This window comes from Faecalimonas hominis, from assembly GCF_054660755.1.
In genome coordinates this window covers 13,851-33,815 of sequence record NZ_BAAHSH010000010.1, presented here as the reverse complement: position 1 = coordinate 33,815, position 19,965 = coordinate 13,851, and the positions used below count along the sequence as shown (strand labels likewise).

General features: G+C 39.2%; 26 protein-coding genes and 3 pseudogenes. 24 read left to right on the top strand and 5 right to left on the bottom strand.

Translation table 11 applies throughout. From position 1 onward, the window contains the following. Positions 1-63: 63 nt before the first annotated feature. The 3 genes from ACYQ35_RS01800 to ACYQ35_RS01790 all read right to left on the bottom strand — a co-directional run bounded on the left by ACYQ35_RS01800 (position 64) and on the right by ACYQ35_RS01790 (position 2,793). Positions 64-1,866, bottom strand: coding sequence for a BlaR1 family beta-lactam sensor/signal transducer (locus ACYQ35_RS01800; protein ID WP_459829579.1), 1,803 nt, complete (start codon positions 1,864-1,866; stop codon positions 64-66). A gap of 1 nt (position 1,867) precedes the next feature. Next, entirely contained in the window at positions 1,868-2,254 is a 387-nt protein-coding gene (locus ACYQ35_RS01795) for a BlaI/MecI/CopY family transcriptional regulator (protein WP_004059103.1), read from the bottom strand. Between the two features lie 191 nt (positions 2,255-2,445). Continuing rightward, a complete protein-coding gene (locus tag ACYQ35_RS01790) occupies positions 2,446-2,793 on the bottom strand; it encodes a helix-turn-helix transcriptional regulator (protein WP_135990325.1) in 348 nt (115 codons plus the stop codon). Between the two features lie 264 nt (positions 2,794-3,057). Between ACYQ35_RS01790 and ACYQ35_RS01785 the strand changes: the two genes are divergently transcribed. Further along, entirely contained in the window at positions 3,058-3,936 is an 879-nt protein-coding gene (locus tag ACYQ35_RS01785; protein ID WP_459829574.1) for a DUF3825 domain-containing protein, read from the top strand. Between the two features lie 255 nt (positions 3,937-4,191). On the opposite strand, the gene ACYQ35_RS01780 is transcribed toward ACYQ35_RS01785, so the two are convergent. After that, the gene (locus tag ACYQ35_RS01780) at positions 4,192-4,491 is read right to left on the bottom strand and encodes a hypothetical protein (RefSeq protein ID WP_135990332.1); all 300 of its coding nucleotides are present in this window, start codon (positions 4,489-4,491) and stop codon (positions 4,192-4,194) included. Between the two features lie 308 nt (positions 4,492-4,799). Here ACYQ35_RS01780 and ACYQ35_RS01775 point away from each other — a divergent pair, with 308 nt between their 5' ends. The 9 genes and pseudogenes from ACYQ35_RS01775 to ACYQ35_RS01735 all read left to right on the top strand — a co-directional run bounded on the left by ACYQ35_RS01775 (position 4,800) and on the right by ACYQ35_RS01735 (position 8,972). Continuing rightward, complete coding sequence (locus tag ACYQ35_RS01775) at positions 4,800-4,958, top strand: hypothetical protein (RefSeq protein ID WP_459829571.1); 159 nt, start codon at positions 4,800-4,802, stop codon at positions 4,956-4,958. Next, positions 4,934-5,146 (top strand): annotated as a pseudogene (locus tag ACYQ35_RS01770) (ABC transporter ATP-binding protein); the annotation flags it as partial. The gene ACYQ35_RS01775 and the pseudogene ACYQ35_RS01770, both read left to right, overlap by 25 nt. A gap of 33 nt (positions 5,147-5,179) precedes the next feature. Next, on the top strand, positions 5,180-5,788 hold the full coding sequence (locus ACYQ35_RS01765; protein ID WP_459829568.1) for a CPBP family intramembrane glutamic endopeptidase: 609 nt from the start codon (positions 5,180-5,182) through the stop codon (positions 5,786-5,788). A gap of 291 nt (positions 5,789-6,079) precedes the next feature. Continuing rightward, the gene (locus tag ACYQ35_RS01760; RefSeq protein ID WP_459829565.1) at positions 6,080-6,631 is read left to right on the top strand and encodes a DUF3793 family protein; all 552 of its coding nucleotides are present in this window, start codon (positions 6,080-6,082) and stop codon (positions 6,629-6,631) included. Positions 6,632-6,658: 27 nt separating this feature from the next. Beyond that, positions 6,659-7,081 (top strand): flavodoxin, encoded by a 423-nt coding sequence (locus ACYQ35_RS01755; protein ID WP_459829562.1) that lies wholly within the window; start codon positions 6,659-6,661, stop codon positions 7,079-7,081. Positions 7,082-7,240: 159 nt separating this feature from the next. Then, the gene (locus ACYQ35_RS01750) at positions 7,241-7,522 is read left to right on the top strand and encodes a DUF2325 domain-containing protein (RefSeq protein WP_055154859.1); all 282 of its coding nucleotides are present in this window, start codon (positions 7,241-7,243) and stop codon (positions 7,520-7,522) included. 72 nt (positions 7,523-7,594) lie between these two features. Continuing rightward, on the top strand, positions 7,595-8,206 hold the full coding sequence (locus ACYQ35_RS01745) for a class I SAM-dependent methyltransferase (RefSeq protein ID WP_459829552.1): 612 nt from the start codon (positions 7,595-7,597) through the stop codon (positions 8,204-8,206). Between the two features lie 108 nt (positions 8,207-8,314). Further along, the gene (locus ACYQ35_RS01740) at positions 8,315-8,683 is read left to right on the top strand and encodes a winged helix-turn-helix domain-containing protein (RefSeq protein ID WP_459829549.1); all 369 of its coding nucleotides are present in this window, start codon (positions 8,315-8,317) and stop codon (positions 8,681-8,683) included. Between the two features lie 40 nt (positions 8,684-8,723). Continuing rightward, positions 8,724-8,972, top strand: coding sequence for an HPr family phosphocarrier protein (locus ACYQ35_RS01735; RefSeq protein WP_459829545.1), 249 nt, complete (start codon positions 8,724-8,726; stop codon positions 8,970-8,972). A gap of 264 nt (positions 8,973-9,236) precedes the next feature. Here the strand turns inward: ACYQ35_RS01735 and ACYQ35_RS01730 are convergent, their stop codons facing one another. Then, positions 9,237-9,596 carry a metal-dependent transcriptional regulator gene (locus tag ACYQ35_RS01730; RefSeq protein ID WP_459829541.1) on the bottom strand — a complete coding sequence of 120 codons (360 nt, stop codon included), beginning with the start codon at positions 9,594-9,596 and terminating at the stop codon, positions 9,237-9,239. Between the two features lie 224 nt (positions 9,597-9,820). On the opposite strand from ACYQ35_RS01730, the gene ACYQ35_RS01725 reads away from it, so the two are divergent. From ACYQ35_RS01725 to ACYQ35_RS01660, 14 genes and pseudogenes are all read left to right on the top strand, one after another. Further along, positions 9,821-10,033: a FeoA family protein gene (locus ACYQ35_RS01725; RefSeq protein ID WP_368384565.1), complete on the top strand. Its 213-nt coding sequence runs from the start codon at positions 9,821-9,823 to the stop codon at positions 10,031-10,033. A gap of 45 nt (positions 10,034-10,078) precedes the next feature. Next, positions 10,079-12,085: a ferrous iron transport protein B gene (gene feoB / locus ACYQ35_RS01720; protein ID WP_459829538.1), complete on the top strand. Its 2,007-nt coding sequence runs from the start codon at positions 10,079-10,081 to the stop codon at positions 12,083-12,085. 82 nt (positions 12,086-12,167) lie between these two features. Beyond that, a complete protein-coding gene (locus tag ACYQ35_RS01715; RefSeq protein WP_459829535.1) occupies positions 12,168-12,554 on the top strand; it encodes a heavy-metal-associated domain-containing protein in 387 nt (128 codons plus the stop codon). 20 nt (positions 12,555-12,574) lie between these two features. Continuing rightward, complete coding sequence (locus ACYQ35_RS01710) at positions 12,575-12,835, top strand: transcriptional repressor (protein WP_459829531.1); 261 nt, start codon at positions 12,575-12,577, stop codon at positions 12,833-12,835. 206 nt (positions 12,836-13,041) lie between these two features. Then, a complete protein-coding gene (locus ACYQ35_RS01705; protein WP_459829528.1) occupies positions 13,042-13,344 on the top strand; it encodes a DUF6110 family protein in 303 nt (100 codons plus the stop codon). Positions 13,345-13,351: 7 nt separating this feature from the next. Beyond that, positions 13,352-15,433, top strand: a complete 2,082-nt coding sequence (locus tag ACYQ35_RS01700; RefSeq protein WP_459829525.1) for a heavy metal translocating P-type ATPase — start codon at positions 13,352-13,354, stop codon at positions 15,431-15,433. A 100-nt stretch (positions 15,434-15,533) separates the two neighbouring features. After that, complete coding sequence (locus ACYQ35_RS01695; protein WP_459829521.1) at positions 15,534-15,878, top strand: hypothetical protein; 345 nt, start codon at positions 15,534-15,536, stop codon at positions 15,876-15,878. Between the two features lie 379 nt (positions 15,879-16,257). Beyond that, a complete protein-coding gene (locus tag ACYQ35_RS01690; protein WP_459829518.1) occupies positions 16,258-16,476 on the top strand; it encodes a hypothetical protein in 219 nt (72 codons plus the stop codon). Positions 16,477-16,495: 19 nt separating this feature from the next. Then, positions 16,496-16,969 carry a hypothetical protein gene (locus ACYQ35_RS01685; RefSeq protein WP_459829515.1) on the top strand — a complete coding sequence of 158 codons (474 nt, stop codon included), beginning with the start codon at positions 16,496-16,498 and terminating at the stop codon, positions 16,967-16,969. After that, a pseudogene (locus ACYQ35_RS01680) lies at positions 16,921-17,121 on the top strand (hypothetical protein); the annotation flags it as partial. The gene ACYQ35_RS01685 and the pseudogene ACYQ35_RS01680, both read left to right, overlap by 49 nt. A 98-nt stretch (positions 17,122-17,219) precedes the next feature. After that, positions 17,220-18,377, top strand: a complete 1,158-nt coding sequence (locus ACYQ35_RS01675) for a TlpA family protein disulfide reductase (RefSeq protein WP_459829512.1) — start codon at positions 17,220-17,222, stop codon at positions 18,375-18,377. A 21-nt stretch (positions 18,378-18,398) separates the two neighbouring features. Continuing rightward, a complete protein-coding gene (locus ACYQ35_RS01670; RefSeq protein ID WP_459829509.1) occupies positions 18,399-18,560 on the top strand; it encodes a CD1871A family CXXC motif-containing protein in 162 nt (53 codons plus the stop codon). Continuing rightward, positions 18,515-18,664, top strand: a pseudogene (locus ACYQ35_RS01665) (4Fe-4S binding protein); the annotation flags it as partial. The gene ACYQ35_RS01670 and the pseudogene ACYQ35_RS01665, both read left to right, overlap by 46 nt. Positions 18,665-18,682: 18 nt before the next feature. Then, positions 18,683-19,960: an ABC transporter permease gene (locus ACYQ35_RS01660; protein ID WP_459829504.1), complete on the top strand. Its 1,278-nt coding sequence runs from the start codon at positions 18,683-18,685 to the stop codon at positions 19,958-19,960. The last annotated feature ends 5 nt before the right edge of the window (positions 19,961-19,965 follow it).

The following is a 19,965-nucleotide window of genomic DNA, read 5'->3' as shown; positions in this document are numbered from 1 at the left end:
CAAACTTTGGGATACTCCCGAAGGTAAAGGGTCAAAGTGTTTCATTTGACCCTTTACCTTTTTTCAATACCAGATATTCATGTCTGATAATATAGATAGAGCAATATCAGATGCTTTGCTTCCGGTAGCATTTTCAGTGGCTCCGATATTTAAGGCAAAGAAATATGTATTATCTGAAGTTTCGACATAGCCAATGAACCATCCGCTTATGTTCTCTCCATTAATATTTCCTGTTCCGGTTTTGCCGTATAGGTTACCGTCAGCAGTGGAAGAAAGTAATAAGGCATTCTTTACAGTCTGAATATTATCTGCATCAAAATTAAAGTCATTGATGTACAGTCGTTGGAGCATTTCGACCTGCTCAATAGGAGAAATTTTGAGGGAAGATTCTGCCCAAAAGGAAGAAACACCACCTGACAGGTCATGATTGCCATAATTAATATATGTATAGAAGTCTTCTAAAGTTTTTAATCCGGCAACTTGGTCTAATGATTGAAAGTACCAATTGACAGAGTTTTGAAATGCTGTAGTAAGGTTTTGATTGGCATTCCACGCTGCAATAGGGTATTCTTGCCCATTCCATGTCATTTCGCTTGAAGCCGAAGTTATATATCTGTTTTCCAAACCTAACAGGGCACTGTATATTTTATATGTCGAATCCGGTGAAATTCGTTTTTGTGCCATTACTTTGTTATAAATTTGCCAACTGTCGGTAGTTGCATCAAACAGGACAAAACAACCTTGATAATCGTTAAAATATGATGATAAATCAATATAAGAAATATTGCTGTCGTTTTTATTTATTTGATAGGTGTTTTCTATTTCTATTGCAGCATTGACAGAAAGCATGGGCATAAATGTTAACAAAAGGCAGGCGATCAGAAAATAGGAGCAAACGCCCTTTACTCTTTTTATAAATGTCGGCTTTTCATAAGAGGCAATGTTGATAATTCTCCGTTTCATCTGCTCCATGTTTCCACCAAGGCCGGCAGCAAACGGAAAAGGAGTAAGTGAAACCTTCTCTGCAAAGTTAATCAATGTATTGCCATAACCTTCGTAAGCATCCTCTTCAAGCATTTTCAAAACGGAAGTGTCACAGGCAACCTCTCTGTCATTACGCATTTCTTTCAGTGCGTACCAGACAAGAGGATTGAACCAATATATTACTCCGGTAAGGTTCATCAGATAACTGGCAATAGCATCTTTGTGCTTATAGTGCTGCAGTTCGTGCAACAGCATATACCGCATATCGGATTCGTTGTAATCAGAAATCAGATGAATCGGCAGATAAATACACGGTTTCAAAAGTCCCACAATAATCGGAGATTTCAAAAATGCAGTACTGTAGATAGGGATATTTCTGTGAATTCCCATTTCCTCCAAACATCGATAATATAGTCTGCGTACTTCCGGGTTCTGAAGGGGAAGTGCAGATTTCTCCAAATTGCGTAGGCGGAGTGAGGATTTGATTACTAATATAATCATTGCAAAAATGCCTACAATCCATATCCCCAATAATATGTATCCGGCAATGGATGGTGTCTCGCTATTTACAGAAAGTGCGAAATCATTCATCCAGTCTGTATTTCCGGTCGGATGAATTCCCACAGCTTCTCCCATAGCGGTTGAGGTACCAGAAGCAGGAGAGCTTCTTAAGCTACCAAGCCACGAGAAGATTTGTGGAAATCCGATGGGACGGAACGGTATAAAGGGAACTGCCAGCAACCCAAGAAGCAGGAACCACAGATTATACTGCATCCGGCTGGACAGGTTGTTTTTGAATATCCGCTTGGCTATCAAAAGAATTCCGATGATACCGCTGATAAATACATTGCATATTAAAAAGCGTATCATAAAATTAGCCACGTTAATTTCCTCCTTTTTTTGACCTCTTGGAAAGAAGGGAACGTAGGGTGTCTATTTCTGTTTCAGACAGTCTGTCATTTTCTATATAGGCAGACAGCATGGCAGTGATATCCCCGTCATAGTATCGTTCCAGAAAAGAGTTGCTTTCCTGGCCGATGTATTCGCTTTCTTTCACGACTGGGGTATAAACAAACACTCGGCTCTGTTTTTCATAAGTCAGAACGCCTTTTGTTACGAGACGTTTGATTAAAGTCTGTATCGTCTTAGGACTCCAGCTTGTGGTCTGTAATAATTTATCTGTTATTTCATTGGTACTGATCGGCGCATGTTTCCATACGATTTTCATAACTTCAAATTCAGCTTCAGAAATCTGTGGTAAATCGCTCATTTCAAATCCCTCCTTAAATCTTACGGCTGTAATAAATATATTATAGACGTTATTTATGTGGTTGTCAATTTCAGAAAAAACATATTGACTTGAAATCTTACTTGTGTAATAATTGAAATATTACAAGAGTAAGATTTTGAGATGGCAACAAAAAGAAAAGAACCAGAATCACAACGGATTAGCTGGTTCCTTTACTCGTTTGAATTACCTCTTTTATGTATGAGTGCTAAGAGGTATTCAATTGCTGGAAGAATCTCGGCTGCCTCTTGCTCATCACATTCCTGTAGCATCAATAACAGTTTTTGTTTTTTCACCCCATCCGTAGCAGTGTCAGGGTGGAAAATACGGTCTGCAGGAATGTGTAAATAAGCGATGATCTGGCACAATACTTCGAACTTGGGATTACCACGGTCGTTTTCAATATTTAGTATTGTACGCTCATCACAACCTATTTGTTCAGCTAATGCTGCTTGAGATAGATGGGCTTCTTCTCTGGCAGCCCGGACTACCTTCGCAAGATTTTTTACATAGTCATGCATTACAATTCACCTCAGTGCTAGTTTACACTACAGGGTAAATATTATGAATTACAATAGAGTACAGGTGTAAGATGAAACAAACTACACCATAAAAGGAGAAATTACATGGAAGCAAGGAAACAGCACAGAATACGATGTTTGTTGAAGTTACTGAAATTTGTTCATGGATAAAAACGCATTGATAGGTGTATCGCAATTCACAGAACGATAGAATTGCGATACACCTATTTTATATTTCAAGAGAAAACAAAAAGGAGGCTCATGATGAAAGAGATGGAAGCAAAGACAGAAAACAGATATGAGTACAGAAAACCACAGGAAAAGAGGAAACAGATGATAGCACCGGATTTATTTGAATTTGCATATGTACCGGATTGGTACGGACATTTAGCGGAACTGGAGAGATTGGCATTGCAGGAATCATGGAAGTTCCGAAAGCCGAGCCGGGAAACAAAGAATGCAGACACCCCCATTTTAGAACGTTACATACATACAATTTTTCGCAAGCAGGTTATTGACTTTAATTCAGAAAGTGATCCAAGAAAAGCAGACAGTATTTTTCATTTGGAAAACGAATGTGTCTGCTTCCATACTGGATTATACACACCTCAGTACAAGGGGATTTATGGTTATTTTGAAAGAAACAATTTTTCGGATTCTTTAAGAGATTGGTATTTTAGAGGTTTTTGTGATGAACTGTCTCCAAAGTTAAGATACATCGAGCCATTACCACAAAAGCCCGTCTATCATATGGCGCAGAGTGGCATTAACTTTAATCCAGAGTGGCCTATAAGAGTAAACGTAAATCACATATTGGGAGATGAAGAGAACCTGGAGCGTATTCCGGCTAAAATTCGGAAGGTGAAGAATCTGCCGCTATTGTTTGAAACAGCAGTAGAACTTGGGAGAAGGAAGTCGGTAATTGAACCGGGGCTTGTAGTCCCACAGGGATATCAGGGGAGAGTGCAGTATCTTCTTCCAGTTTATCTGACGAATATGCAGAAACCTGACCTTGCCATGACACTGACGGTTATGGATGGGTACTATTTGGGTAATACCTGTCTGACGTTGGAGATGGCATATTTGAATGCGAGAGTAGTTGCAAGGCCAATGGCTCCGTGGCTTACGGAACTCGTAAAATAGGAAAACAGTACATAGAAACATGGATTGAATGGAACACCCGACAAGATGCAATAGCTGAATTGCGCCTTGTCGGGTGTTTTTCGCTTAAAGGATGATGGACAGGCTTCCTCTCTGCTGCTGAAAAAAATCTCAAAAAGTTTTTTAAATAGGAAATGAACCTTGCCCTTCAGATACAGATAGGGGTTTTTGAAGAATATAACTGATACCGGGTGGGATTGTGTGTCCCACCCTTAAATTATGCAACAGTTTGTTTCGTTAATCTTCATCTTTCATTTCTGGAATATGGCAGGAGCCAAGAAGCAGTTCTTTGCAGTCTGAAAAGCCGAGCATATAGGCAAGTTCTCCATAGCGTACCCAATTGGCACTGCGTTCATTGACATACTGGTCGATTAAACGCATCGTTTCTTCCGGCAGATTAAGAGATGCCAGTTTGGCAGCATATTCATCTGCTTTTTCTTTTGTCTGCATAAACGCAGTATCCTCTTTTGTAATCTTGTGCAATGCTTCTCCCATTCGGGTATCCATCAGTTGATAAAGTACGGATTTGTTATCCATGTAATCGCTCCTTTCACCATGAGGTCATATTAACTCTGAATTGGTAAGTTATCAACCATAAAGATAGCATTACCGAATATTTAAAAGTTACCCCCTTTTGCTGCTTCGGTGGTGTACTAAAGGTGTACTAAGTGCGTACCGTCCGGTGTACTGACATGGAGTATTTTTCGTGGTATATTGTAGGCGTGAAAGATTAGAGGTGGACTGAACCCTGTGAGGTTTGGTCTTTTTTTCTGTCTTTTACATTGGTATGGGTACGGGCTTTATCCTTTCACCGTACCCGGTACATAAGAAAGGAGCGTGGTGCTATGCCAAGGAAACCAAAGAAACCGTGTAAGCATCCCGGCTGTCCGGAGCTGGTGGAGGGAATGTACTGTGAAGAACACGCTTTACTGCATGGGCAGGAGCGAAGGGATTCAGCAGTGCGAGGGTATGACAGTAAGTGGAGACTGCCCTTTCCCGTCTGATTGCGGATAAGACGGTACTGGTGATTGCCCATCGGATGCGTACAGTGGCCGGTGCAGATAAGATCGTAGTCCTCTCAGAAGGAAGTGTGGCAGAAGAAGGCGCATCGGAAGAATTATTGAAACAAAACGGCCTCTACGCCCATATGGTGAATTTGCAGACAGAAAGCCAAAATTGGAAGCTTGCGTAGAAAAGTTGATTTAAGATTATCATGAGGTGAGCCATGAGACAACTGAAAGCTATTGTATTAGTAATACTGCCACTTTTAATTTCTATGGGAATTATTTTGTCGGCAATCCATTTGAACAACATAACTCAATTCTTTTCGCCAGAAATAGTTCAGAATATCGCGTATATAGCAATGCTGTTAAATACAATCCTATTCATAAAACTGAGCAGAAAGTCATTTCAGGATATTGGGCTGTTTTTTTCTCGCTTACCACGGCAACTTCTGACAGGCGTTGTAATAGGAATAATCTTTTTCATAGTTGGCGGCATTTTAATCAGGTGGAGGGTTTCTTTCACAGGGAATACCCTATATTTCATTATCAGTCAAATATTGGTTGCCTTTTCGGAAGAACTGCTGTTTCGAGGATATATTTTGGCGATGCTCAGAGATATGATGAAAACACCTAATCAGGCTGTGATCATTTCAGCCCTTTTATTTGGACTCTGGCATTATCCGGTTTCGCATAATATAAGCCTGGTTCTTCTTACTGCTTTTACCGGAGCGGTATATGGTTCTCTGCGGACAATCTTTGAAAAAACGGATGATGAAATCGGTATCGTTTCATTGACGACTTCACATTGGTTATTTAATATTATTCTGTAAACGCTATTCTTTTACAGGGGGAGGATCATTGTTTTCTCCCCTTTTATGTCCAACAAATTATGGATTGACAAAAGGAAGGAAGTAGAGTAAACTAATGGTTAGATAAAACTAACAGTTGTGTTCAGTTCGCACATAAGTTTTATAAAATTGAAGGAACTTACATCTGATGTTTTTGGAACAGTTGGGTGTACATATTTTTTACACATGAATTAGTCATAACTAACTATAGTGTTTTGCTGAAGTGAGAGAAGTTGTTTTCTGGTAAGATGTTTAAGGAGACCATAGGAAGATATGTCAGAGGAAATGTTGGTATGCCATTGTTCACCTACCTTGGCTGGATTAAAAACAGGAAGTCTCTTTTCTTGTCCTTATAGATCGAAAAAGAAGATTATAAAACAAATACGCAGTTTAAATCAGAGACTGGTCAAAAAGGGAGTTTGCGTTCTTCCGGTTCGGATGTCCGCAAAGCGGGTATTGATCTATGTCTACCGTCCGGGAAAATTAAAAGAGGATTTTTCGGATAAACAGATCCAAATATTATTAGAATGTAAAGGATATGATTGCGGAAAGCCTGCACAGTGTATCTGCAGGCTGATTCAAAAACTACATTGTGATCCGGATTTTCCGCATGAAATAGGTTTATTCTTAGGCTATCCGGCAGAGGATGTAAAAGGATTTATTGAGAATAGGGCAGCCTGCAGCAAATGTTCCGGGTGCTGGAAGGTGTATGGGGATGAACAGGCGGCAAAGATTCTGTTCAAAAAATATAAAAAATGCACAGAAATATATCGCAGGAAATGGAAAAGTGGCGTGGCTGTTGAACAGCTCACGGTTACTATATAATCAAAATTAGAAAGGATGGTAGAAGCAATGAGTAAAATTGCAGTAGTTTACTGGAGTGGCACAGGAAATACAGAAGCCATGGCAAAGGCAGTACTGGAGGGGGCGAAGGAGAAGGGGGCAGAGGCTGTATTATTAACTTCTGATGAATTTGATGTTTCCATGATGGATTCTTATGATGCGATCGCTTTTGGCTGCCCGGCAATGGGAGCTGAGGTATTGGAAGAAGACGAATTTGAACCGATGTTCGCTTCCTGTGAATCAAAACTCTCAGGAAAAAGGATTGCCCTGTTTGGCTCCTATGGCTGGGGAGACGGAGAGTGGATGAGAGACTGGGAGGAAAGATGTAAAGCGAAAGGGGGCGTTTTGGTTTGCGAAAGCGTAATCTGCAATGAAATGCCTGATGATGAGGGGCTTCAATCCTGCAAAGCGTTAGGTGAAAATCTGAATTAAGAAATACTGGGGAATGCTGCGAGAAAAGATTTTTAGTCATTTTATAGCGGCATTCCCATAATGCGGTTTAGAAGGATAACTGATGATTAAGAATGGCAGATTTTGTAGATATCCGTTAGCAGAGTATTTTATGAATTTATTGAAATTGGGAGGCTGAGGATGAGTGTTGTTATTATAGGCGGACATGATAGAATGGTCTGTCAGTATAAAAAAGTTTGTAAAAGTTTTAATTGTAAAGCGAAAGTTTTTACACAGATGTCTGCAACTTTAAGTAAACAGATTGGAAATCCGGATCTGATTGTACTGTTCACGAATACGGTTTCCCATAAGATGGCCCGGTGTGCAGTAGAAGAGGCGGAACGCTGCAATGCGGATGTAGTGAGATGCCATACCAGCAGTAAAAATGCGTTACAGGAGATTCTTGGAAGCATCTGTATGTAGAGAAACTCATTAATACAAACATATTAATAAAAAGAATACATATTGTTTGGTGAGTTGATAGAGGGATAGGTTATGTCTTTTTTTCAAAATACTTGCAGACCCGAAGGGATTGGCGGGAAAATTGTGGTTCATATGATGAATACCGGTCATTCATCTATGGCCGAATGGGGATTTACACATATAAAAATTCAAAGTGAGGACGTGTGTCTGGATATCGGATGCGGCGGTGGGGCAAATATCAGGAAGCTATTAGAAAAAAGTCCGTATGGCAGGGTGGTTGGTATTGATTACTCAGAAATCAGTGTAGAAAAAAGCAGGAAAATCAATAAAGCAGGGATAGAAAGTAAGCGTTGTGAAATCCTGCAGGGGGATGTCATGAAACTCCCTTTTAGAGATAAAACTTTCGATGTAATTACTGCATTTGAAACAATATATTTCTGGCCGGATATCAGTGAGGCTTTTAAGAAGGTATATAAAATTTTGAAAATCGGCGGAACGTTTATGATCTGCAATGAATCAAACGGTGAAAATCCAAAGGATGAAAAATGGACGAAGATAATACAGGGGATGAAAATTTACAATTCTGAGCAAATAGAAAAATCTTTGGAGAATGCCGGTTTTACAGGCATAAAAGTAGATAAAACGAAAAAAGGGTGGATTTGCGCGGTGGTAAAAAAGTTATGAAAACATAAGGAAACGGTGGCATCTATTCTTTTTTATAAATATTCACTTTTCCGAATTAACGTGTTATAATTATGGTGATTATTTTAATCAGAAGAGGAAGGTGGGAAGATGACTGGCGGCTCTGATTTAAAAAAAGAGAACTATGAATTGAATCAGAACACTAAATGGATTTCGTTTGACAATTTGATAATGAACAATGAAGAAAAACGGATTTATTTAAACGAACGTTCTGTAAAGCTTGAAAACTATGAATATAACACATTGATATTTTTTCTGGACAATCCTGATAGAATGCTTACAGTACAAGAAATATATGAAAATGTGTGGCATACTTTTTTCCTTTACAGCTCTTTTACAACTGTCCTGCGAACAGTGATACATCTTCAGAGAAAGATTGAAGGAGATCCGGAAAATCCCAGGCATCTTAAGATTCTATGGCAGAAAGGGTTTATTTTTCAAACGGAGCACAGGGAATAACAGAAAATCTACAATTGGAAGTTCAGGACAAGGTACATATATGAAAAAAGTAATTATAAAATTAAAAGATATAAAAGATAGTTTAAATTTTGTATCAATTCTAAATAGCAAAAAAGGGGAATTCGATCTATCCTGCGGACAGGAATATGTTGATGGTAAATCAATATTAGGCGTTCTAAGCCTGGATATTAAACGGCCTTTGGCTTTAAACATATATACGGAAGAAGATACGATACTGACAGATTTAAAGAGCTATTTAATTGAAAATTCCAATATGGATAGAGAATAAAATATAACAGCTCAGCCCTACGGCGGATAAACTTTTTGACAGTATCGGAAAAAAATGGGCTTAATTTATACATGAGTATGCGATTTTCAGCCATATTCCTTTCTCTGGTTGCGAGCGTTGCCAGACATATGCCGTATAAAAATATCATGATCAGGATGAACTATGCCATATTCAACATGGAGAAGAAAAGATTTTATAAATAAAACCGGGAAAGTATGAAATTCCCGGTTTTAAAATGCCATTCAATTTATAGCGGGAAGAGAGCTATTTGATATGCTTTTTAATCGCTTCAAAGCTTTTAGAACTAATGACATGTTCTATCTTGCATGCATCCTGTACAGCGGTCTCTGGATCGACGCCCAGACGTTCCAGCCAGGAAGAAAGAAGAACGTGGCGTTCATAAATCTGTGCAGCTATTTCTTTCCCTGATTCAGTTAAGCTGATATATCCTTCGGGGGATACGGTGATATGTCCGCTTTCACGCAGTTTTTTCATAGCCACACTTACGCTGGGCTTTTTAAAATCTAATTCGGTCGCTATATCTACAGAACGGACAACTGGAAGTTTTTTGCTTAAAATAAGGATCGTTTCCAAATAGTTTTCTCCTGATGGATTTATATGCATAGGATCACCTCTTATATTATTCAGACTCATTTATAAAAATTGTACAATTATTGTATCATGATTCACAGCAGTGAGCCAGATATATTTATAAAAGAAAAATAAAAAAATGTTAAATAATTATTGACACCTTACTTTGATTAGAGTATACTAACATTGTTTCAATGAGAAAAAATATCAATTAATATAGAAATATTTCCATGAATTGCAGTAAGGAGCGAAAGGATATGAATTTAACAGAAGCCAAAGAAGGGGAAGAATATATTGTAAAAGAAATCCTGACAGATGATGAAGAACTGACCTCTTTCCTGTTTTCCCTTGGCTGTTATAGTGGCGAACCAATTACAGTGGTTTCTCATCTGAAGGGTGGCTGCGTAGTTTCTATCAAGGATGGGCGTTATAATATTGATACTGATCTGGCGAAAGCCATTTCAATATAATAAAAATAAGATGCATATAATTAAGGCGTCAAAAGGAGGAGAATTATGAGGGTTGCTTTTGCAGGAAATCCGAACAGTGGAAAGACGACCATGTACAACGCACTCACCGGCAGGAATGAACGTGTCGGGAACTGGGCAGGTGTAACGGTCGAAAGAAAAGAAAGTCCGATCAGGAAAGGCTATTATGATGGAACAGAAGAATTGATCGCGGTAGATTTGCCGGGCGCTTATTCTATGTCTCCTTTCACATCGGAAGAAAGCATTACCAGCGGATACGTCAAGAATGAGAATCCGGATGTGATCATTAATATCGTGGATGCTACGAATCTGAGCAGAAGCCTGTTTTTTACCACACAGCTTCTGGAACTGGGGATTCCGGTAGTGGTTGCACTGAACAAGAGCGATATCGTCAATAAGAAACAGACAAAAATTGACGAGAAGCTTTTGTCCGAAAAGCTGGGCTGTCCGGTGGTCAAGACCATTTCTACTTCCTCCGGGCATGAAGGACTCAAAGAAGCTGTAAACGCTGCAGCTGGTTTAAAGGGAAAAGGGCAGAAAGCGCCTTATGTACAGGAAGACATTGATCTGAAAGATAAAGCGGCGGTAGAAGCGGCTGACCGGAAACGTTTTGAGTTTGTAAACGGCATCGTTAAACAGGTTGAAAAGAGGAAAGTCTTTACAAAGGATAAAAATGTGCAGGATAAGATTGACAGCATTATCACACATAAGATCATCGGTATTCCGATTTTCGCGGCAGTGATCTTCCTGGTGTTCTACATATCCCAGACAACACTTGGTACCTGGATTGCAGACTGGTTGGTGGCATGGATTGAGACTTTCCAGGGATGGGTCGGCGGACTGATGGAAAATGCAAACCCTCTCCTGTATGCACTCCTTGTTGACGGCATTATCGGCGGTGTCGGTGCAGTTGTCGGTTTTCTGCCCCTTGTTATGGTTATGTACTTCCTGATTGCATTATTGGAAGACTGCGGCTATATGGCGAGAGCCACAGTGGTTCTGGACCCGATTTTTAAGAGGGTAGGGCTTTCCGGTAAATCCGTTATCCCTATGGTCATTGGTACAGGATGTGCGATTCCGGGTGTCATGGCGTGCCGCACCATCCGGAATGAAAGAGAACGCCGCACCACAGCGATGCTCACACCGTTTATGCCTTGCGGGGCAAAAATTCCGGTGATCGCCCTGTTTGCCGGAGCATTCTTTGCGGATGCATGGTGGGTTTCCGCGACTATGTATCTGGTAGGTATTCTCTTAGTTCTGCTTGGAGCTTTACTTGTGAAAAAGATCACAGGACAGAAATACAGAAAATCTTTCTTTATCATTGAGCTTCCGGAATATAAACTTCCAAGCCTGAAGAGAGCATGCGGCTCTATGCTGGAACGTGGAAAAGCATATATTGTAAAAGCAGGAACCATCATTCTGGTATGCAATACGGTCGTACAGATCATGCAGAGCTTTAACTGGCAGTTCCAGCTTGTGGAAGAAGGTGCGGAAAGTACTTCCATTCTGGCATCCATTGCCCATCCGTTTGCAATCCTGTTTATCCCGCTTGGATTCGGTGTTTGGCAGCTTGCAGCGGCAGCAATCACAGGATTCATTGCAAAAGAAAATGTAGTCGGAACACTGGCGGTTGTTTACGGTGTTACGAACCTGATCAATACGGATGAACTGGCTCTGGTGGGAAGCGGAAGTGAAGTTGCTACCGTTATGGGGCTAACAAAGGTCGCAGCGCTTGCTTATCTGATGTTTAACCTTTACACACCTCCTTGCTTTGCAGCTCTTGGAGCAATGAATTCAGAAATGAAGAGCGGAAAATGGCTGCTTGGAGGAATCTACCTCCAGCTTGCGACAGGTTATACAGTAGCCTTTGCTGTATATCAGATTGGTACATTGGTCACAACTGGTTCTCTTGGAACTGCATTTGTTCCGGGGCTGATCGCAGTCATTGTATTTGCCCTGATCATTCTCTGGAGAATCCGCAAGTCGGATAAGGAGTTCGCTTCAGAATATAACCTGCATACTGCAAGATCATAAAGGATAAAAGTTATCGTAGACGGTGGACAGAGAAGAAGTGCTTTGTCTGCCGTTTTTATTAGGAAAGGATGTGGAGTGGCAGATGGAAAATGTGATTGCGGTTTTTGTCATCATTATTTTAGTAGGGGGCGCGGCTGCGTACCTTGTGAAGGCAAAAAGGAGCGGAGTGAAATGCGTTGGGTGTCCGGCGGGAGGAAGCTGCAGCAGTAAAAATAAAGGGAAAAAAAAGAAACTGACTGGTACGGTCATTGCAAAGAAAACCATTCTCATCTCAGGAATGCATTGTGCTCATTGTGTGCAGAGTGTGATGGACGGCCTGAACCGGATAGACGGAGTTTCCGCAAAAGTGGATCTGAATAAAAATTGTGCGGAAATCTCCCTTGACCGTGAAGTTGGGGACGATATTTTGATTGCTGCGGTGGAAAAGAAAGGTTTTTCCGTTGATTCTATTCAGAGCAAAATCGTTTAGGAATCTGTTAAACCGGGAATATGGACACAGGGAGAAGATGGATGGGCATGGGCAATGAAAAGGATAATATAATAACAAAGTTGAAAGACAATGGCTGCAGGATTACGAAACAGCGGAGGTTGATCTTGGATATCATCCTGGAAAACAGGTGTTCCAGCTGCAAGGAAATCTATATCCAGGCAGAAAAGATGGATCACAGCATCGGAATGGCAACGGTTTACCGTCTGGTAAAGGAACTGGAGAAGATAGGAGTCCTCAGCAGAGAGATTGTCTACAAATAGCAAGAGAAACTGACAAAATTTATCAATAAGAACTGTTAGAATTGACTACCCTAGAAAAAACTTGCTATGCTGATAAAATAAAAGTCTTGTAAAAGGAAGTGATATAATCGTGAAACAACATAGGTTCTGGGCGTGGGCGTCCGTCTTTTGTTTTTTAATGGTATTCTATACAGGCTATAAACACAAATAATCAGGAGGTACATATTATGTTTAGTAATTCCACATGGAAAAAAATCGGTTGTTTTGCAGGAGGAGTCCTGTTTGGAACGGCAGGGGTAAAAGTTCTGTCCAGCAAGGATGCAAAAAAAGTATATACAAATTGTACGGCAGCCGTACTGCGGGCAAAAGACTGTATTATGAAGACTGCGACAACAGTGCAGGAGAACGCAGAGGATATTCTTGCAGAGGCACAGCAGATCAATGAAACGCGTGCGCAGGAAGAGGCAATGCAGGTACAGGAAGATGATGTTCAGGAAAAAGGTGCGCCTGGGCAGGAAGAAAACGAATAGGTAAGAGATGAAATTTCTTATTAAGCATGAAGTACAGGGCCGTCTCCGTATCCATGTTGTCCAGAACCGGATGACATGTGCGGAGGCGGACGTTCTTTGCTGGACTCTTGAAAAACAGAAAAATGTGACAAAGGTCAAAGTGTATGAGCGCACCGCAGATGCTGTGATCTATTATACAGGAGACAGGGAAGAACTGATCCACACATTAAAAAAGCTTCGTTGTGAAAAAGCAGATGTGCCGGAGAATGTGTTATCAAGCTCGGGGCGTGCTTTAAATTCTGCATATAAGGAAAAGCTGATCGCAAAAGCATTGCTCCATTACGGCGGAAAGCTGATTCTGCCCAATCCAGTAAGGAAGATATGGCTGACATTTAAGGCAGTCCAGTATATCGGAAAGGGAATCCGATGCCTTGCAAGGCGGAAGATAGAAGTACCGGTACTGGACGCCACGGCAATTAGCGTGTCCGTATTGCGGGGAGATTTTAATACTGCCGGTTCCGTTATGTTTCTGCTGGGAATCGGGGAACTGCTGGAGGAATGGACACATAAAAAATCCGTGGGAGATCTGGCACGGAGCATGTCTTTGAATATTAAGAAAGTGTGGCTGAAAAGAGAGGAACAGGAAGTCCTTGTTCCGGCTTCGGATATTTTGCCGGGAGACAGGGTGATCGTACACATGGGCAACGTGATTCCTTTTGACGGCGAGGTGTCCGGAGGAGAAGGAATGATCAATCAGGCGTCTCTGACCGGAGAATCTCTTCCGGTACGAAGAACGAAAGGACAGTCGGTGTATGCCGGAACGGTCCTGGAGGAAGGCGAATTGGAGATAACGGTCAGGGCAGTGTCAGGCTCTACCCGGTTTGAAAAGATTGTAACTATGATCGAAGATTCTGAAAAGCTGAAATCAAACCTGGAGAGTAAGGCAGAGCATCTGGCGGACCGTCTGGTACCGTATACTCTTCTGGGTACAGGACTGGTGGGGCTTATCACACGCAATGTGACAAAGGCGCTTTCTGTCCTTATGGTGGATTTTTCCTGTGCGCTGAAGCTTGCTATACCAATCTCCGTTCTTTCGGCGATCCGGGAGGCCGGAAAAAGCGGTATTACCGTAAAAGGCGGGAAATATCTGGAGGCTGTGGCAGAAGCAGATACGATTGTATTTGATAAAACCGGAACACTGACAAAGGCGAAACCAACCGTAAAAGAAGTCATCGTATTTGGAGATTATCCGGAGCCGGAAGCTCTTAGGATCGCAGCCTGTCTGGAAGAACATTTTCCGCATTCCATGGCGAAAGCTGTTGTGGACGCTGCGAAAAGAAGAAACCTCTATCATGAGGAGATGCATTCCAAAGTGGAATATATTGTTGCCCATGGTATTTCTTCTTATATAGAAGGAAAGAAAACGGTTATCGGGAGCAGCCACTTTGTATTTGAGGATGAGAAGTGCCGGATACGTCCGGAATATCAGGAACGTTTTGATACATTGCCGGAAGAATACTCCCATCTTTTCCTTGCTATTGACGGGGAGTTGGTTGCCGTCATCTGCATCGAAGATCCTCTCAGGGAAGAGGCTGAGGAGATGGTAAGGCTTCTGAAAGAGGAAGGTATTTCCAAAGTCGTTATGATGACAGGGGATAGTGAACATACAGCTGCATCTATTGCAAAACGTGTGGGTGTAGATGAGTACTATTCCGAAGTGCTTCCAGAAGATAAGGCAGGATTCATTGAAGCTGAGAAAGCGGCAGGGAGAAAAGTAGTGATGATCGGCGACGGAATCAATGATTCACCGGCACTTTCAGCTGCGGATGCAGGGATTGCCATCAGTGATGGAGCAGAACTTGCGAGAGAGATTGCGGATATTACGATTGCTGCTGAGGATTTGCGGGAAATCGTAGTAATGAAACGCTTGTCAAATGCCATGATGCGCCGGATTCAGGGAAATTACAAAGGAATTGTAGGAGTTAATGCGGCGTTGATTGTTCTAGGAGTAGCAGGCGTAATCCAACCGACAACTTCTGCATTGCTGCATAACACGTCTACGCTTGCGATTAGTTTGAGAAGCATGGGCAGTTTATTGCCAGAGAAATAAATTATTAATATGGATTTTTTGTGGTTATATATTGTATACTGTAATTAAAGTAGCACTATTAAAAATGTAGAATATATCATTATAAGTAGGAGAAAGAGCTATGTCAGAAAAAAAGAAAGTTGCAGTGTACTATAGAACTACAAGTAATAAATCGCAAATGATGAATGAAGAAGAACAGAAGAAATTGATTAAAGAGTCAACATTTTTTAGTAGTGATGCCATGCAGGACTACTGTGATAATTGTGGTGAACAAGAAAGGAAAGATGCACAATTTGAAAGAATGATCAGTGACATTAAAGCAAATAAAATTGAGGCCGTCACACTTTTAGAAAGAGAAGAAAGCAGTGAGCAGGAAATGGAGTGGCTGAAAAGTATTATGGCAGAAGCAAAGATACCGCTGTATGTTTGCAAGAATAATGAAGTAAAAAAAGTGGATATACTGTAGGATGCAAGCAAAATGCTTGGAATGGTATTATCCTATTTGAAACTGAAAAAAGAGTATGAAAGACATTGTACCGTCAAATGTGCAGTGTCTTTTTTGTTGTAAAATTTTCTGATAATCAAATGATAACAAGAAATAATTTTTCAAAAATTTCACCTCAAACCTATATTTTCCCCTCTGAAACCTTTCATTAGTGAAGGGGCAGAGTTCTAAGACACATTCTTATAGTTCCCCTTTCATTGTACCTTGATAACTTCATTGCCTGTCCAGACGGATACCCAGCTTTTTAATCTCCTCTGTGACCGTGCAGATGATGTGCATGGGGGAAGGCTCCCCTGGGGTTATTACACGAATGAGCTTGATGCTGCACGGCAAAAGCTGAATGAACGATACCAGTCAGAGTGCCGTATGCCCTATAATCAGCCTGCCCAGAAGCAGAAAAACGGTGATTACCGTGAGCGATAAATCAAAATATGATTGCACGACCTGTCCTTATCCCCGATATAAGGACGGGTCAGTTATTTTCTGCGATGTCTGTATCCGCAAGATTTTAGACGAGCAGAAAGAGAAAAAGGAAAGAAAGGAGTTGCCGAATGAGTAATGAAATAAGGACAAGACCTTTGACCCCAGCAGAACAGAAATACACCTATGCCCAAAGTATGCAGCTTGAGGGGCAGACAGGCACTATCGGGCATCTGCGTGGTGACTTTGCCACAACGGGCTATGGCTTTTACACCACTTGGTTTGATACCAGACCCCAATGGAAATCTGACGAATTTAAGGCAGACCTTGATACGGTCATCAATGCTTTACGGGAGGATAAAGGGCTTTTGCATAACCGCTATGATATGAGTGCGTTTGCAAGGCATTTTCACGAAAGTGCGATAAAGGGCAACTATTGTACTGAGTACGGTTTCCGTGTAGATACGGAGAAACACGTTTTTCTGCTTCGGTGCAATCCCACCAAAGGCGACTATAATTTTTACTGCTATTGCTATGTGAAGGAATGGCTTGATAAGCATATCCAGAAAGCAGAACAAGGTATACGGTATCACGAAAGACCTATACGGGTGCAGAGGTGGACTGGTATGTAAAAGCAGAGGATATTATATTGAAGAATAAAGGCAACCAGAACGCAGGCAATCCACAGAACCAGCAGTCAATAAAAAAAGGATCATATACTAATCGTGTAAGAACAACTTTAAGCATAATACTTATATTATTATACCATAGTTTGGAAAAATAAAAAATTATATTTCATCAACGTTTCATAAAAGGTGTGTAGAATGTTATTGAAAGTAGATATAAAATGCTATTGTGTAAAAAATAAAGGAGGAATAATTTATGAAAAAAATAGTATCAAGAGGAGCATGCCTATTACTTGCATTATGTTTGAGCTTAAACGCAGTTGGGTGTCAAAAAAGTAATGAAAACAATAAAATTAAAGAAGGACAATCCATAAGTTCTGAAGAGGCAGGCATGTCAATTAATGCAAATGGCAAAAATGAAACTTTTAAGCCATCAGATTATACATTGGAGGCAAAGAAAGAATATGTTTATGAATATTTAGGGCTTAAATTTAAACTCTCAGACAAATTTAGAAATTATATAGCTGATAAAAAGATAGCGATGTTAGATGATCAAAGTCCTATAGATAAAGAACTAAAGTATGCTATTTTGACATTTGAAAAAATGACAGAAGAACAAAAGAATGCAGTTATAGAAAAGATGGGCGATGGATATAAAAATTGGCAAAATGAGCTTGAAAGAATTGGGACTATTGGTATATTTGAAAAAAATACATCAGAAGAAAAAATATCTAAAATTACAAAATGTGATACTCATACTAAAATAGGAGTTTCAAGTGATGGAAAATACGATTGCTATTTAAGCACAAATAGCGGAGCTGAAAGTAATCTTCTGGATGAATTAAAAAGAACTGAGATTCAAATTATAGATAAAAAAGAACGTCCTGAAAATGGTTTTGTGCTATCAGAAAAAACTGATTTAAAAAATACAGAAGCATTTAACAAAGAATCGGTTAAAGATTTACGTAAACTATCAACAAAGGACATAAATGGCAAGGATTTTACAAGTAAAGATTTTGAGAAGTATGATCTTACTATGGTAAATGTATTTGCAACTTGGTGTACAGATTGTGTAAATGAAATTCCTGATTTGGTTGAGGTTCAGAATGAAATGAAAAGCAAGGGTGTAAATATCGTTGAAGTTGTTACAGATACTGTTGATGATAACGGTGAAAACAAGGAAGCAATTGAAAAGTCAAAGTTAATACATGAAAAGACAAAGGCTTCATATCCTTTCTTAATGCCAGATAAGACAAACTTTAATGGTAGATTGAATGGTATACAGGCTATGCCAGAGACTTTCTTTGTTGATAGTAATGGAAATATTGTAGGTGATACTTATTCTGGGGCAAAGAGTGCAAAGGAATGGAAGCAGGTAATTGAAAAAGAATTGGGAAAAATAAAAAATAAATAAAAGTAAAGCGGTGATTGGTATATGGTTAATAAGTTTTTAAAAAGCCGTGCCTTGTCTTTATTAATTATCTTTATTAGTATGGCGATGATTTACTATGGTCATAGTAATGGAGAAACTAAAGTTGTCTTGGATAAGGCGATAAGTGTATTAATTGTGGAAAATGTAAAAAAGTTTGCCAAATGAATATAGATCCAGTTGAGAATTGCAATCATCTGGAGTGTATCAGATGTGGACGATGTAAAAATGCTTGTCCAGTGGATGCAATTAGTTATGGAGTAAGAAAATAGAGAGGAGTAGTTAGGAAAGTGATAAAAAATGCTATAGCATATATTACAAGAAAGAGAAATAGAACTTTAATAATTTTTATCATATTAACTATAGTTCTTTCTTGCTTGTATTCTTGTTTAACAATAATGAAATCAAGCAATGAAATAGAAAAGGCTTTATATGAAAGTTCTAATTCTTCAATATCAATAACAAAAAAAGATGGTAAATATTTTAATGTTAATCAATTTAAAGATATTGAAAAATTAAAAGAAATTGAAGAAAAAATAATTCAATATGATGGATTAGCAAAACTAAAAGATGCTAAAGTAGTTAGCGGAGAACAAAGAATAAATAGAGAAGATTTATCTGACGAATTTAAGAATGTTGTTTCGCTCGAAGCTACTAATAATACTAAAAGAAATATTTTATTTAGTAGTGGAGTATTTACAATGAAAGGAGGTAAACATATAGAAGAAAATGATAAGAATTCAATTATTGTTCATGAAGAATTTGCTAAACAAAACAATCTAAAATTAGGTGATGAAGTTGAACTTGAATTACTAGATATTGAAAAAAGTGGAAAAACAAAAAGTCATAAATTTAAAATTATAGGGATCTTTTCTGGTAAAAAACAGGAAACATATACAGGATTATCTTCTGATTTTAGTGAAAATATGGTGTTTGTAGATTATTCAACAAGCCAAGAGATATTAAATAAATCAGAAAATAATAAAATCGCAAATAAAATTTTAATGTATTCTAGCAGTGCAGAATCTACAGACTTAGCCTTAAACAAATTGAAAGAGCTTAAAATTGATGAGTCAAAGTATTTTGTTGAAAAAGATTCTAATGCGTTTGAAGAGTCTTTAGAGGCAGTGAGTGGAATAAAACATATAATAAAAATAATGACTTATTCTATTATGTTAGGTGGGATGGTTGTTCTTTCATTAGTTTTGATTCTATGGTTAAGAGAAAGAATTTATGAAATAGGTATATTTTTATCTATTGGAATATCTAAGCTACAAATTATTATGCAATTTATATTCGAGTTAATATTCATATCAATACCAAGTATAATATCTTCCTTATTTTTAGGAAATGTATTACTAAAAGTAATTGTAGATGGCTTCATTGACTCGGAGAACTCAATGATTTCCGGTGGAAGTTTAATAAATAATAGTAGTTTTATGTTAAGTATAACAACACTTGGACAAAGTTATTTTATATTAATAAGTATTATTGTTTTATCAGTTGTATTTGCTTCTTTATTAATATTAATCAAGAAGCCTAAAGAAATATTATCAAAAATAAGTTAGGAGAA